The organism is Pedobacter sp. SG908 (assembly GCF_011759615.1).
Lineage (GTDB): Bacteria > Bacteroidota > Bacteroidia > Sphingobacteriales > Sphingobacteriaceae > Pedobacter > Pedobacter riviphilus.
In genome coordinates, this window is record NZ_JAAOYY010000001.1 from 702,527 (window position 1) to 717,338 (window position 14,812).

A 14,812-nucleotide genomic window follows, 5' to 3' on the forward strand; every position below is an offset into this window, starting at 1 on the left:
TAAAAAATTAGTTGCGGTTTTTTTTTTACATAAAAAACAAAATGGAAATAGTTGAAATATTAGGATACGTATTTGCCGTAATAGCGGGTATAGCTATCGGAGTAGTGGTAGGAAGATTCCTCCTGCGTAACTTGCTTAAACAGCAAGAGGTTGCTGCACAGAACAAAGTGAAGAAGATTTTAAAAGATGCAGAAAACAATGCAGAAATTTTAAAAAAGAATAAACTTTTAGAAGCAAAAGAGAAGTTTTTGCAAATGAAAGCGGAGCACGAACAAGAAGTGAATGCCAAAAACAATAACATTAACCAACGCGAAAATACCATCAAGCAGAAAGAGCAATCGGTAAACCAGCGTATGGAAAATTTTAATAAAAAAGAACAAGAACTCGATAAGCAAAAAACCGTTTTAGAAAAACAGACCGAAATTGCCATTAAAAAGCAAGAAGAGGTAGAAGTGCTTAAAAACCAGCACCTAAAACAATTAGAAACCATTGCTGGTCTTTCTGCCGAAGAAGCTAAAGAGCAATTGGTAGAAAATCTGAAACAAGAGGCCCGCACACAAGCGATGATGCAGGTGAAGGATATTGTGGATGAGGCAAAATTAACGGCGAGTAAAGAAGCTAAAAAAGTAGTCATCCAAACCATTCAGCGTACCGCTACCGAGGCAGCGATTGAAAATTCGGTTTCTATTTTCCACATCGAAAGTGATGAGATTAAAGGTCGGGTAATTGGTAGAGAGGGTAGAAATATCCGTGCGCTAGAAGCTGCAACAGGTATTGAGATTATTGTGGATGATACACCTGAGGCCATTATTTTATCAGGTTTCGACCCGGTAAGAAGGGAAATAGCCCGTTTGGCTTTACACCGTTTGGTAACAGATGGCCGTATCCACCCTGCACGTATTGAAGAAATTGTAGCCAAAACCAAAAAACAGATCGAAGATGAGATTGTAGAAATTGGCGAGCGTACAGTGATCGATTTAGGTATCCATGGTTTACACCCTGAGTTAATCCGTATGGTAGGCCGTATGCGTTACCGTTCATCGTACGGACAAAACTTGTTACATCACTCTCGTGAGGTAGCTAATTTCTGTGCTACTATGGCTGCCGAATTAGGCCTAAATGCTAAAATGGCTAAACGTGCAGGTTTATTACATGATATAGGTAAAGTGCCTGATGATAACCCTGAATTGCCACACGCAATTTTAGGTATGCAATTGGCCGAAAAATATAAAGAGCACCCTGAAATTTGTAATGCTATTGGTGCCCACCACGATGAAATTGAGATGACTTCAATGATCTCTCCAATTGTGCAGGCTTGTGATGCCATTTCTGGTGCTCGTCCGGGTGCACGTCGTGAGGTGGTAGAAAGTTACATTAAACGCCTTAAAGATTTAGAAGAATTGGCTTTATCTTACCCTGGTGTTGAGAAAACGTTTGCCATCCAGGCTGGTAGAGAATTACGTGTAATTGTAGAAAGTGAGCGTATTACTGATGCACAGGCAGAACTTTTAGCTGCAGATATTTCTACCCGTATCCAAACTGAAATGACTTATCCGGGGCAGATAAAGGTTACCGTAATTAGAGAAACCCGTTCTGTAGCATTTGCAAAATAAATAAGGTGATTTCACCGAATCGTCATCCTGAACTTGTTTCAGGATCTTAGTAATAGAAAAGATGCTGAACTGAATTCAGCATGACGAGTGGTTTAATAAACAATATTAAGCGATGGATATTCCATCGCTTTTTTTTATTTTTACATAATGAGCAAGCAAACCCTAACAACCGAACCAAAACGACCAGCAGACATACTTTTTGATAAGTATGCTGAAAGCCATCAAAACCCTACAAACAAACTGGTGCATTGGATCTGCGTTCCATTAATTGTTTTTAGCTTATTGGGTTTAATCTGGCAGATCCCTTTTCCGCATATCGGTTTTTTAGGTAGCTACAATGGTTTCTTTAACTGGGCCTCTTTTCTATTGGCCTTTAGCCTGTATTATTATTTTACATTATCGCCCGTATTGTTCTTCTTAATGATTTGGGTGGTAGGTTTAATGAGCTACATTATTGTAAAAATTGAGCAAGCAGTGGGCTTAGGGAGTGGAACGGCTTACGCCATTTATGCCGCAATATTTGTTGCCGCCTGGATTGGTCAGTTTATTGGTCATAAAATTGAAGGCAAAAAACCATCATTCCTGGATGATGTTAAATTCTTGTTAATTGGTCCGATTTGGCTATTGCACTTCATTTGCAAGAAAGTAGGGATCCGTTACTGATCTAAAAAGAGTAGTTAACTTCTAATTAACCTTAAGGTAAAACAATGTTAATTAACACCTAATCTAAAGTTAACATTGTGGTAATAGTTTTGCCTTTATCAAATAAAGGCAAATTGGAATTACTAAACTCTTTTAAAAGAGCGGCACTTACCGTGTTCGCTTTGACGATCAGCATACTTTCGTATGCCCAAACCGGAAAAATTTCTGGAACAGTTACTGACAAAAAAACCGGCGAAACCTTAATTGGGGTAACGGTTAAAATAGCTGGAACCACCAAAGGTGTTTCTACCGATATAGAAGGAAGGTACGCTATTGGTGGATTAACTGCAGGAAAATATACCTTGAATTTATCTTATGTAGGTTACACATCTAAGAATGTAAGTGACATTCAGGTTTCAGGTAATCAGTCAACTATTGTAAACTTAATTTTAGAAGAAGCGGGGGGGGCAAATTTAGGTGATGTAACAATCACAGCCTCAGTTAAACAAGAATCCGTGAATTCTTTGTACGCTTCACAGAGAAATAGTACTCGTATCTCAAGCGGTATAACGGCAGATCAAATTAGAAAATCGCCTGATAAGAATACTTCTGAAGTTTTAAAAAGGGTGAGTGGTGCGAGTATTCAAGACGGAAAGTTTCTAGTTATTAGAGGTTTATCTGATCGTTATAATGTTGCGCTAATCAATAATTCATTGTTGCCTAGTACAGAGCCTGATAAACGAGCATTCTCTTTTGATATCATTCCTTCCAATATGATTGACAAAATTGTGATAAATAAAACTGCAACTCCTGATTTACCTGGAGACTTTGCTGGCGGTGTTACACAAGTGGTTACCAAAGACATACCTGACAGTAAATTCATCAACTTTGCTGTTTCAACAGGTTATAATACTCAATCGACTTTTAAAGATTTTTATTCGAACGAAAGGAACAGTACTGACTTTTTAGGATTTGATGATGGAACCAGAAGTTTGCCGACAAATTTTCCTAGTACCAGGGGTGCGTATAATGGAGGATCGACAAACCTTAGGATAGCCAATTCGAAATTGTTTCCTAATCTCTATGCTGAAAGAAAATATATCGCTTTACCTATGCAGAACTACCAGTTTACATGGGGGAATGTTGCCAAATTTAAAAACGAAGGCACCTTTGGAAGTATAATTTCACTAAACTATAGGAGAGAGCAAAACCAAAGAATTGCAGAACGTGAAGCTTTTGATGGTATCAACTTTATAAATAAATATCAAGATTTAAATTATAGATACAATGTAGCTTTGGGTGGACTTGCTAACTTTTCATATAAAATTAGAAAGAATAAAATTTCATTAAAAAACTTATTTAATCAATCATTCGAAGATAGTTACATAAACAGAAATGGGTTTATAAATCAAAATACTGATATCAGATATACCTCTTCAGAGGTAAATCAAAAATCACTATTAAGTTCCCAATTAGAGGGCGAACATCAGTTGGGTGAGAAAAACATTAAGCTAGAATGGAATTTGAACTATGCTTTAATTAAAAGAGAACAGCCAGATTTACGGACAATTATGTATGGTAGCATTCAAAATTCGAACTCACCATTTAGTTTAATTGATGATAATACCAAAAGATTTTTCTCTGATTTGAATGAGAATAATTATGGTGGAAGTGCTTCACTAAGCCTTCCCATTAACGTTTTTAATAAAAAAGGTACATTCAAATTTGGTGGTTTGAAACAATTAAGGGATAGAGATTTTAGTGCTAGAATTTTCCTGTATACTCCAGCTAGCTCTAGTGAATTTGATGCAAATAAATTAATCCTTCCAAAAGAAAGTATATTCAGTACAAATAATATCTCCAGAGATGGATTTGTGCTGGATGAAATCACTAACAATCAAGATAGTTATACAGGGAAAACAGATTTAAATGCAGGTTACCTGATGTTAGATCAAGCACTTGCTGAAAAGGTGCGTTTAATTTTAGGAGCAAGGGTTGAAGGTTATAAACAAACCATTGATGCTCTGAATAGCACAGGACAAAAAAGGTCTTACGAGAAAGACTTTTTTGATGTACTTCCTTCATTAAACGTGACATATAGCTTAAATGAAAAGTCTAATTTCAGACTTTCTGGTTCAAGAACTGTAACCAGACCTGAACTTAGAGAATTAGCACCATTTGTTTTTGTTAACCAAGAAGAAGGTGTTCAGATTGCTGGTAATCCTGAATTAGTAAGAAGCCAGAACACGAACGCTGATATCCGATATGAATACTATCCATCTCCTGGTGAGGCATTTACTTTCTCCGTTTTTTATAAAAATTTCCAGAATCCAATTGAACAAGTCACAGATGGTTCTTCAACGGCTGACAATTTAAAGTTCAGTTATCAAAATGCTGATAAGGCATATACGTATGGCTTTGAGTTAGACGTTCGTAAGAAACTTACTTTCTTGTCTGACGCTAAATGGTTAGAGAACTTAATTGCATTTGCAAACTTTACGTATTTGAAATCTGAAGTTCGATCGAGTATCCCTGGTTTCCAAACCCGACAACTACAAGGTTTGTCACCTTTTTTGATTAATGCAGGTATCCAGTATAATTCACCTGAAACTGGTTTGTCATTCAATGCGCTTTATAACAGAATTGGTGATAGAATTGGTAAGGTTGGTAACGAATCTGTGCCAAATATCTATGAGAAAGGAAGAGATGTTATAGATTTTCAGATCTCTAAAAAAGTGCTAAAAAACAAAGGGGAGATTAAGCTGAATGTTTCAGATATTCTTAACCAATCAAATGTATCTTTCTTAAACTTCGGACCAAATAATAAAACCTTTAACAGATCTGATGACGCTATCTATTATAGCTACAAGAGCGGTACGAATTTTACAATAGGATTTAGTTATAACATCGATTTTAAAAATAAATAATTAATTAACAATAACTTAATCTGTGTTTTGCTTTGTGTTAAAAGTATCCAGGTTAATTTGCTTAAACAAAATTTGAACATGAAAAATTTTAAAGTATTATTGGCATCGTTATCAATTTTAGCTGTAACAATGTCTGCTTGTAAGAAAAACGATGGCGACCCGATAGTAGAGGAGCCGGCTGCGCCAGAAACAATCCCAAGTAATATAACCGCAAATAAAACGCTTACTGCAGATAGAGTGTGGATATTGAAAGGTGAGACTCACGTACAAAGCGGTGCGGTTCTTACTGTTGAAGCTGGAACGGTTATCAAAGGTGATTTATCTTCTAAAGGCGCTCTTGTAATTGATAAAGGAGCTAGAATTGAAGCGGTAGGTACTATCGATAAGCCTATTGTTTTTACATCCGGTAGAGCAGCTGGAGATAGAAATCCAGGTGATTGGTCAGGTATTACAATCATTGGTAATGCACCAACCAATAGAACTTCAACATCTAATGTTGAGGGTGGTGTGACAGGAACTTTTGGTTTAGGCACTGTAGCTAATGACAACTCGGGTACTCTAAAGTATGTACGTGTAGAATATGCCGGTACTGCGTTTAGTTCTAACAGTGAGGTAAACGCACTTAGCTTTTATGCAGTAGGTAACGGAACAACATTAGATCACATTCAAGTATCTTATGCAAAAGATGATGCTTTTGAATTCTTTGGTGGAACTGTTAACGGAAAATATTTAATTGCTTACGGTACATCTGACGATGATTTTGATTTCGACTTTGGCTATTCTGGTAAAATTCAGTTTGCTGTAAGCTATAAATTATCTGGTTTTTTTGATGCGGGCGATCAAAGTAATGGTATAGAATGTGATAACGAGTCAACAGTGCCAGCTGCTGGTCCTTCAGGACCTATTACAAAGCCAATTTTATCTAATTTTACCTTCGTTGGTACAAATGGAAATGATAACCCAGGATCTACCAATAACTTTGCTGCACGTTTTAGGAGAGGAACTAGATTCATTTTGAACAATTCTGTTTTATTAGGGTATAAAGCTGCTGGATTCTCTTTAGAATCTTCTTATACTGCAGCAGACTATGTTTCTGGAGCTGCTACTTTTAAAAATAATTTAGTGCATGCAGTAGCTAATCCATATCAATCTTTTGATGCCGGTGCACAAGGTGTAATTACATCGGCTGCAATCAAAACAAAGGCAGAAACAGAAGGTAATGTAACTTTAGCTGCTGTTACGGATGCAGGTTTAAAAGCTCCATTAACCGCTACAGCTCCAGACTTAATTCCTAATGCTGGTTCTGCTGCTTTAGCTGGAACATGGATAAGCCCAGATGGCTCTTCATTCTTCACGACTGTGACTTACAGAGGTGCTTTTAGTGCAACTGATAACTGGACAACTGGTTGGACAAACTTTAACCCAGGTGCTAAAGTTTACTAGAATATAGTTAAAATATTTTAAAAAGGCCTGTGTCATTCTTTATGACGCAGGCCTTTTTTTATACTGCATTCATATGCATTACATTGATGTATTTAAAATTATCAAAAATAGCATCATTTAGTTTGCAACTTAATATTTAGTTAATTTTCATTTAATCCATTGTAGGTATTTTTAGTTATGAAAAATCTAAATACCTATGTTCTTAAAATTACAATAGTTGTAGTTTTATCAATCTCCTCCCTAATGGGTTGTAAAAAAGATGAAATCAAAATCGAACCCGTTACTAAAACAACGGAAGTATCAGAAATTGAGTTTTCAAAACTACTACAGTTTATTTCTATAACTACCACTGCGCCAAAGGATCAAATTGTATACAATGAAAAGACCAAAGAATTTGTTGTGTATGGTTGGTATCATAAAAGTTTAGCAGATGTTCAATCTGAGTACGATGCTGCAAATGAATATAAAGCCACATACGAGAAATAATATGAAAAAACAGATATTCATTTTGTTAGCTATTATGATAATAGCTACAACTTCGTATGCTCAGGTAATATTACAGTCATTTCAAATTGGACAGAATTATTTACAAGGAACATCTCTCAAAGTAGCAAATATAAATTCTGCAACTCCTTTTAAGTTTCTTGTCTCTGTAACTAGGGGAATTAATTCTGGAGGAGGCTTTGTTTCTGGTAATTGTACAATTAAGCTATATTACACAGAAAATCAAAGTAGCGATTCAAATATTCCAGATGACCCAACAAGCCTGCTTTTATTTACAAAAAACATAACATCGTCCGACTATAATTCAAGTCAGGTAATTTTAGCTGATTTAGATGCATCACTGCCAGCGAATAAGCAATATGGAAAAATATTGGTTAAGTTCGAGTTTGTAGATAATCAGAATATTAATCGGGTAAGTTATTCTTCCACTCGCTATGGGATTTATGTTGTACCTACTACACCTCCTTCGCCAGTAGAAATAAATGGTCTTGTAACTTATCCAGCTGTCAGAAATTTAACTTACATCAATCAGCCGTTTCCATTGCCATTTGAAAATAATCCTATTGGGATTAAACTTCCTGAGGAAAAACTTGATTTAAAATGGGATCAAACTAAACTAAATACTCCTGAGGTGTTTGTTACACTTTTTAGCACAACCTCAACGGTTGCTATAACCAAAATTAAAATCACAAATAATGGAAGTTATTCTTTTAACTTCTCATCACTCAACTTAGGCTTTTATTTTAATAGCTATTATATAAAAATAGAGAACTCTGTTGGTGATCAGTATGGTAAAAGCGGAACATTTCGTTTTCTAAATGACCATTTGCCATTATGGAATGGAAATTTTCCTTCTTCTTATACAAATGCAAATTGGATTTTCAGACCAGATAGTTCTGGCTCGTACAATGGACTTTATGCCTTTTGGTTTTCTGGAAGAATAAATGCATCTAATGTTATTGTAGATTTATATGATAGCAATGGTAACTTTTTCAAAAGATTATCAGAATCGACTCCTAATACAGGTGCATTTTATTATCAGTCAGATGATAATGTAATTCCGAGAACTAGTACAAGTTTTTATCAATACAAAATAACATCGAAAGAAAATCCGTCTGAATTTGGGTATTCTGAAGTATTCAATTGGTGGTATGATTAACTCAAAGTGGTTAAAAAGGCCCAAAGTTAATTGCGAGTACTGAAAAAGTCCTCTTAATAGTTGAGTTGAAAAAGCGCAGAGAACCTTAGTTTCTCTGCGCTTTTTTGTATATTAAATAGGAATAGTCTAGATTTTCCATTGCTAGAGAGTTATGGAGAAGAAATCTATGCTTATGGTAGTAACTCGGATGTAAAAACTGCGAGGATTATTTCCTTTAAAGTTCAGCATCTTCAGGATTATGGTATCGAAACAGGCTACTATAGTGCTACAAATCTTAATAATATTCGCATTCGTTATGCAATTTTGGTTACGCCTGGTAATGGTTTACAACCCATCACATTCATAAAAATAGTTAAGCCAATTAAAGTTGATTACCACTTAGTATTACCAAGTTATCCCCAAGGTAACCTTAGCTATAGCTAATATTCGCCAATCCTTTACCCTTTAGGTAATAAATTAGGTAACGCCAGGGTAAAGAAAAGGTAAGCCTGGGGTAACCCTGGGGTTAACTTGGTGTACAGAAAGGGTAAATAAAAGGTAAACAAAGGGTAAAGAAGAGGTAAAGGAATTTTGCGCTTTTTTTTTAGAGTGTATAGGAGAGTGGGCAAGACAAACCGTTACTTTTAATTAAGTACCAGCTGATCAAAATAAATCTGTTGCAAAAAAAAGCAGGGTAATTTCCATTAGAAAATTATCCTGCTTATTTGTTTAAAACTGGTTACGCGCTAAAAGCGATCTATTCTATTACTGTATGCGGTTAACTAAATTTTAATTTACTCGGTAACTGGCTCTTTTTTTACTGCCTTCTTTGCGGCAACAGGTTTTACTGTTTTTGCTTTTGGTGCAATAATTGGTGTTTCTTCTTCTTTAATATATGGCGTTATAGAATTATCTTGAGTAGCGAAAGTAACTTTTTTAGTTAATTGCTTGGCAAACTTCTCGATTACTTTATCTGTTTTTTTGGCTTTGCCGTATTGGATAACCAATTCGTTAAATGCAAGGGCTAATTTCGATTCTAATTCTTTACGTAATTTTTTGCTTGTCGAATGATTTTTCGACTTGGATTTATTCTTTTTCATCTAGAACTTATGGGATTTTTTCAAAGATAAAAAAACAGGAAGTTAAATTAATATTATGATTATGTTAACAAAATGTTTGGTGCTTAACATATAAAATATTTCCTATAACTTAGTTTAAATCAGATAGATTAGGTTTTAATCCAACGAATATGAACTATCCAGTATTAATCGGAGTAATTATTTTAGTTACCATTTTAATCGTTTATCTTATCAAAAGAAATCAAAAAGACAAAAAGGAATTTGAAGAAGAGGTAATCCAGTCAGAACTTCCACCTGAGAAAGACGATAAAGAAAACCTTTAAAAAGTATTTCCTGGGGCAATGTCGCCACCTAGATCTAACGTATTCTGGAAACCTTCCAGATATTGAAGTAAATGCCGCTCAGCATTTGCATAAGAGGTAAATGTAGATGCTGGTTCATGGGCATCAGCATCAGTTTTACTTTTGTAAAATGAACTGATTTTGAAAACGAAAACTTTGCTATCATTAATGGGCGACATAATTCTAGCCTTTATGGCGTGGCCGTTTACCTCAACAAAAAATTCTTTTAAAACGGTATAGATAAGGGCAGACATAAACAAGGTTTTAGATAAACTCAATATAAGAAATCTAAATTAACTTAAATAGCTCATGAATCAACTTGTTATTGATAAGATAATGATTTTTTAACATTAAATTAACGTGTGTTTTTCTATTGAATTTGAAATGACTATTTCTTAGCAGGCTCATAGGCATAAACCACTTCGTATTTACTGTTCTTGAAATTTGAAGAAAGTTGTCCGATTTTTAGATTCTGAGCCTGAGGGGTAGGCTCACAATAAGAATATTTCTTGCCTTTATAAGTAACTGGTTCTCCGATTGGTTTATCAAACTGTACGGCAATTGTTAAATGTTTAGGGTAAAGCAGGGCAATCATCGGCAGGTTATATATTTCTTTTACCAGGTAAAAAAATAATGCAGCCCGGTCATCGCAATCGCTGTAGGTACTTAATAATGTCTGTTCTGGGGAGAAACGTTTTTCCATCCCGAAATTTTCACCGTCATCTTCATATAAAAAGCCATAACGGGTAAACCTCATCAGGTAATCAACACCTTTTTTCTGATCCATGTGTTTCAGGTTTTCTTTTAAGGTGGGAATAAGAGAGCTGTATGTTTCCCTGCTCAAAGGAATGTTAAAATAACTCTCAAAATCTACTACCGGATAGTTTTTGAAAATGGTTTGCACATCTTTATTAACTTTTAGCTTAAAATGATGGATTTTCTGACGGTAACTAAATTCGATATCTTTTTCCTGATAACTTTCCGGTTTGAAATCGGGCATTCTCGTTACCTTATAAGAAAATGGATTTTTAGCTTCTGGTATTATAATTTTGACGGGTTTGTAAGCATCGGCCTGTTTAAACAGTTTGCCATAATCGTGGTAATTTAAGCACATAAATTTTTTACCGTCAACCGTAAAAAACGGAATGTCGCTGATATCCTCTTCATTTCTCACATAAAAGATTACCTGATCATTGCCTACCGCTAACCTTGCATCGTAACCACATTTACTTAGTAAAAACCATTTGTATAAGGTATAGGCGAAATAATTATCTGCTTTTGGGCTAATCTGTTCAGCTGTTTTGCGGATTAATTGATAATAAATCCAGTCGTTTAGATTATATTTTTTCTGGTATTTCTCTAAAGACGAAATAAGTGGTGTGTAATTGCCAGATGAGATACGATAGTAAAAGTTTGAAACAGCTGGTGTTGTTGCGGTTTTGGGTATAGGAAAAACGACTGAAGAATCGACACTAAAATTAAAGGTCCCATCATAAAAATCGAAAGAATAATTCTGTCCCTTCGAGATGACGGTATTCATCATCAGGCAAACGAACAAAATGGTCCTTAAAATATATGTGTACATCCCTCTTTTCAAACCGCGCTATATTTGGTTATATTAAATTTACTTATTATTAATATAAAAGCAACAATTTCTTTATGTGAACAATTTTTGCAGTGCTTAACCTAATGTTAATATTAAGGCCGATTCGCGGAGGTTAAAATTGTTTCATCATAGAAAATTATGGTGTTAGAAATTTCCTTCCATTACATTAATAAATTCTATAAATAACATTTCAGTAATACCAATTTAACATAGTGGCTCTACTTTTGTGACATAAATATTTGGTTAGTATTTATAAAGTTTAGGTTAGTTGATAATAAAAAACCCAGATGGATGTCTGGGTTTTTTTTGCTTTTATTTATAGATTCTTGCCGAGCTTTTCGAGCATTTCTGGTGGGATATTATGCGTATCAACCACTAAGAAACCATCTAAACAATCAGAAAACTTAGGATCGATATTAAAAGAAATGATCTTTGCATTTAAGTTCATATACTGCCTTAGTAATACAGGGATTTTAATGTGTGAATTTTCAATATCGCCAATAATACTATCTAAATCTTTAAACGATTCGCTGCTATCAACCAGGGTATCGGTAGCAATAGGCAGTAAATCGGCTTTGAATTTATTTCGGGGTTTAACATATTTCGCCATTTCATAATCGAAATGGTTTTTGGTAATGTAATCAACTATTAAAGCTTTGCTAAATTTAGAAAAATTGTTGCTAATGCTCACCGGTCCGAACATATAACGGTACTGAGGATTATCGATCAGGTATTTTAAAATGCCTTTCCAAAGCAAAAACAATGGAAGCGGTTTACCCTGGTATTCTTTTCTGATCCATGATCTGCCGAGCTCGATCCCCTGCCTTAACATCGGGTAGAACTGATCTTTCATTTTAAACAGTTCTGACAGGTAGAAGCCACGGCGGCCCATGCTTTCTAAAATTTCATCTCCTTTACCAATCCGGTAAGCCCCCACAATATTTTCTAAATCTTTATCCCATATAAACAAGTGGTTATAGTAGATGTCGTAATTGTCGAGATCGATTTTTTTGTTGGTGCCTTCACCAACCTCACGGAAAGTAATTTCACGCAAACGGCCAATTTCTCTTAAAATATTCGGGATTTTTAAAGTCGGAACAATGTATACTTCGTAATTTTTCTCTGTCCAAACCCTGAAATCTTCCAGAACCGCCACCTCATTTTTAATTAAAAGTCTCGAAGTTTCTTCAATTACCTCAACAGGTTTCTTTTTGATCTTAAATAAGTTTAATGGGTTAAAGAGTTTTTTCTCTGTATCTAAACCAACACCAAGCGCATATGTACGGGCTCTTAAAAAGTCCATCAGTTTATTGCTGCTGTTCATATGCGAAATTTCAGACACGGCTATTGGTTTGCCAATCCGTACCTTAATGGTTCGCCCGTGTTTATTTAAAAACTCTGAAGGTAGCTTTGCTGTTCGTAGTGTAGGGTGTATGAAGCTTAAAATGTTAAAGAAAACACCGTTATTACCATGGAAATAAATAGGTACAACAGGTACTTTTGCTTTTGCAATCAGTTTTCCAACAACAGGGTGCCACATCCTATCGGTTACCTGTTGAGCATCTAATTTAAAGGTAGAAACCTCACCTGCAGGGAAAATACCAATTGGTGTTCCATTTCTAAGCAAATCAAAAGTAGTTTTTAATCCACTGATGCTTGAAGAATGCTGCACATTTTCGAAAGGATTTACGGCAACAAAAAATTCATCAAGATTTGGTATTTTTTTCAAAATGAAATTTACCATTACCTTGGCATCAGGTCTAACCGTGCATAAAAGTTTAACTAAAGCCAAACCTTCTACACCACCATAAGGGTGATTTGCAATGGCAATAAAAGGGCCTGTTTTGGGAATACTGTTTAAATCATCATCATCAAATTCTATAGAAACACCAATGGTTTCTAATATCTTGTCTACAAATTCTAAGCCTTTAAAGTGTTGATTTTGAGCGAATACGTCGTTGATGTCGTTCAGTTTCATGATCTCCATCATCAAACCTGCTAAACCTGGTACACCTAGCTTATCTATCTTTGTTGCTTTCGCAAACTCAGATGTAGTTATGATCTTCATATAAAATTCTTAGATTGTTGATAGGCAAAACCTATTCTGTTTTGCAATCCCAAAAATAAGATTTATATTTATAATCCACATGTCATATCGCATCAATGAGAATTTGGTTCAACAAAAATTTTGGTGTTAGCAAAAGTGAATTCAACGGGCTATTGGTTCTAGTCTCTATTATTATTGTAATTAGGGCTACACCAGTTATATATGGTTATTATCAGCCAAATTTGAAAGATGATCCCAATCTTTTAGCACAAATTCAGAGAATAAACATTACCGATCAGGTATATGCCAATACTATTCGGGATCGGATTGAAAATACAAATCCTGAAAAAACGGTTAAACTTTTCAAATTCAATCCCAACACTTTAGATGTAGAAGGTTGGCAAACTTTAGGGCTATCAGCAAAACAGGCGCAATCTATTATAAATTATACCGCTAAAGGCGGTAAATTTTACAAACCAGAAGATCTTCAGAAAATGTATACTATTTCGCCAGAAATGTATAAAAAGATACTGCCTTATGCCAACATACCCGATCAGCCCATCAATGCCTCCAAAAAGTATATGCCTTTTGAAAAAAAGGAATATGCTAAAAAAGCTTCAGTAATTGTTGATATTAATCAGGCAGACTCGACACAATTGGATGAGATTAAAGGCATTGGCGGAACTTTTGCGCTCAGAATTATTAAATACCGTGAACGTTTAGGCGGTTTTTACAAAAAAGAACAACTTCTTGAAGTTTATGGTTTAGACTCTAATAAATATGCAGAAATCAAAGATCAGATTGAAATCAGTAATATCCCGTTAAAAACAATAAATATAAACACAGCAACTTTTAACGATTTAAAGCGTAATCCATATCTTTCTTTCAAACAGATCAATGCCATTATTCAATACCGCAAGCAGCATGGCAATTATTCAGGCATAGCCGATCTGAAAAAGATTGTGCGCTTAAACCAGCAGGTAATCGATAAAATTACGCCTTATATTTCTTTTTAGAAGCAATATTTATTTTTGGTTTTGGAAAGCAAAACCCGTATTCCATAGGAAAGTTTCTTCCTGCTCTTCGCTTTACTCCGTTGCACTCCGTGTTCGCTGCGATCAGGTTTAGATACGCAGGACAGTGTGCTGCAAGCTTTTGCAAATAATTTAAAGGCACGTTGTTTCTGTACCTTGCAACCCCAAATCTTATTACCGGCCGCGCCACCTAAACCTAATGGGAGCGACACCAAGTAAAGCGGACAGTGGGGCTGAATAATGCCAAATGCTTCCGGCTAGCTTTCCTAAAAAACAAACCGTATTAAAGATTCCATTGTTTTGGAAAGCAAAACCTGTATTCCATAGGGAAATTTCTCCCTGCTCTTCGCTTTACTCCATTGTACTCCGTGTTCGCTGCGATCAGGTTTAGATACGCAGGATAGTACTGCAACCCTTTACACCAATTAAAGGCATGTT

Annotated in this window: 13 protein-coding genes; 9 read left to right on the forward strand and 4 right to left on the reverse strand. The window is 35.3% G+C overall.

Translation table 11 applies throughout. The annotated features are described in order from the left end of the window. Positions 1 to 41: 41 nt before the first annotated feature. From rny to FHT21_RS02815, 7 genes are all read left to right on the forward strand, one after another. Complete coding sequence (gene rny, locus FHT21_RS02785; RefSeq protein WP_167293259.1) at positions 42 to 1,613, forward strand: ribonuclease Y; 1,572 nt, start codon at positions 42 to 44, stop codon at positions 1,611 to 1,613. A gap of 147 nt (positions 1,614 to 1,760) precedes the next feature. Continuing rightward, entirely contained in the window at positions 1,761 to 2,276 is a 516-nt protein-coding gene (locus FHT21_RS02790; protein WP_167293260.1) for an Mpo1-like protein, read from the forward strand. Positions 2,277 to 2,389: 113 nt separating this feature from the next. Beyond that, complete coding sequence (locus tag FHT21_RS02795) at positions 2,390 to 5,182, forward strand: TonB-dependent receptor (protein ID WP_167293261.1); 2,793 nt, start codon at positions 2,390 to 2,392, stop codon at positions 5,180 to 5,182. 78 nt (positions 5,183 to 5,260) lie between these two features. Further along, the gene (locus tag FHT21_RS02800; protein WP_167293262.1) at positions 5,261 to 6,625 is read left to right on the forward strand and encodes a hypothetical protein; all 1,365 of its coding nucleotides are present in this window, start codon (positions 5,261 to 5,263) and stop codon (positions 6,623 to 6,625) included. Positions 6,626 to 6,802: 177 nt separating this feature from the next. Beyond that, positions 6,803 to 7,111, forward strand: coding sequence for a hypothetical protein (locus FHT21_RS02805; protein ID WP_167293263.1), 309 nt, complete (start codon positions 6,803 to 6,805; stop codon positions 7,109 to 7,111). Position 7,112: 1 nt separating this feature from the next. Then, positions 7,113 to 8,288, forward strand: coding sequence for a hypothetical protein (locus FHT21_RS02810; RefSeq protein ID WP_167293264.1), 1,176 nt, complete (start codon positions 7,113 to 7,115; stop codon positions 8,286 to 8,288). A gap of 138 nt (positions 8,289 to 8,426) precedes the next feature. Beyond that, positions 8,427 to 8,711: a hypothetical protein gene (locus FHT21_RS02815; protein WP_167293265.1), complete on the forward strand. Its 285-nt coding sequence runs from the start codon at positions 8,427 to 8,429 to the stop codon at positions 8,709 to 8,711. Positions 8,712 to 9,061: 350 nt separating this feature from the next. On the opposite strand, the gene FHT21_RS02820 is transcribed toward FHT21_RS02815, so the two are convergent. Further along, on the reverse strand, positions 9,062 to 9,367 hold the full coding sequence (locus FHT21_RS02820; protein WP_167293266.1) for a hypothetical protein: 306 nt from the start codon (positions 9,365 to 9,367) through the stop codon (positions 9,062 to 9,064). 149 nt (positions 9,368 to 9,516) lie between these two features. Here FHT21_RS02820 and FHT21_RS02825 point away from each other — a divergent pair, with 149 nt between their 5' ends. Beyond that, entirely contained in the window at positions 9,517 to 9,669 is a 153-nt protein-coding gene (locus tag FHT21_RS02825; protein ID WP_167293267.1) for a hypothetical protein, read from the forward strand. On the opposite strand, the gene FHT21_RS02830 is transcribed toward FHT21_RS02825, so the two are convergent. From FHT21_RS02830 to FHT21_RS02840, 3 genes are all read right to left on the reverse strand, one after another. Then, positions 9,666 to 9,941 carry a hypothetical protein gene (locus FHT21_RS02830; RefSeq protein ID WP_167293268.1) on the reverse strand — a complete coding sequence of 92 codons (276 nt, stop codon included), beginning with the start codon at positions 9,939 to 9,941 and terminating at the stop codon, positions 9,666 to 9,668. The genes FHT21_RS02825 and FHT21_RS02830 overlap by 4 nt on opposite strands. Positions 9,942 to 10,075: 134 nt before the next feature. Beyond that, the gene (locus FHT21_RS02835) at positions 10,076 to 11,272 is read right to left on the reverse strand and encodes a hypothetical protein (protein WP_243853843.1); all 1,197 of its coding nucleotides are present in this window, start codon (positions 11,270 to 11,272) and stop codon (positions 10,076 to 10,078) included. A 337-nt stretch (positions 11,273 to 11,609) separates the two neighbouring features. Then, positions 11,610 to 13,361 carry a GNAT family N-acyltransferase gene (locus FHT21_RS02840; protein WP_167293269.1) on the reverse strand — a complete coding sequence of 584 codons (1,752 nt, stop codon included), beginning with the start codon at positions 13,359 to 13,361 and terminating at the stop codon, positions 11,610 to 11,612. 95 nt (positions 13,362 to 13,456) lie between these two features. Between FHT21_RS02840 and FHT21_RS02845 the strand changes: the two genes are divergently transcribed. Then, entirely contained in the window at positions 13,457 to 14,356 is a 900-nt protein-coding gene (locus tag FHT21_RS02845; RefSeq protein WP_167293270.1) for a helix-hairpin-helix domain-containing protein, read from the forward strand. Positions 14,357 to 14,812 lie beyond the last annotated feature (456 nt).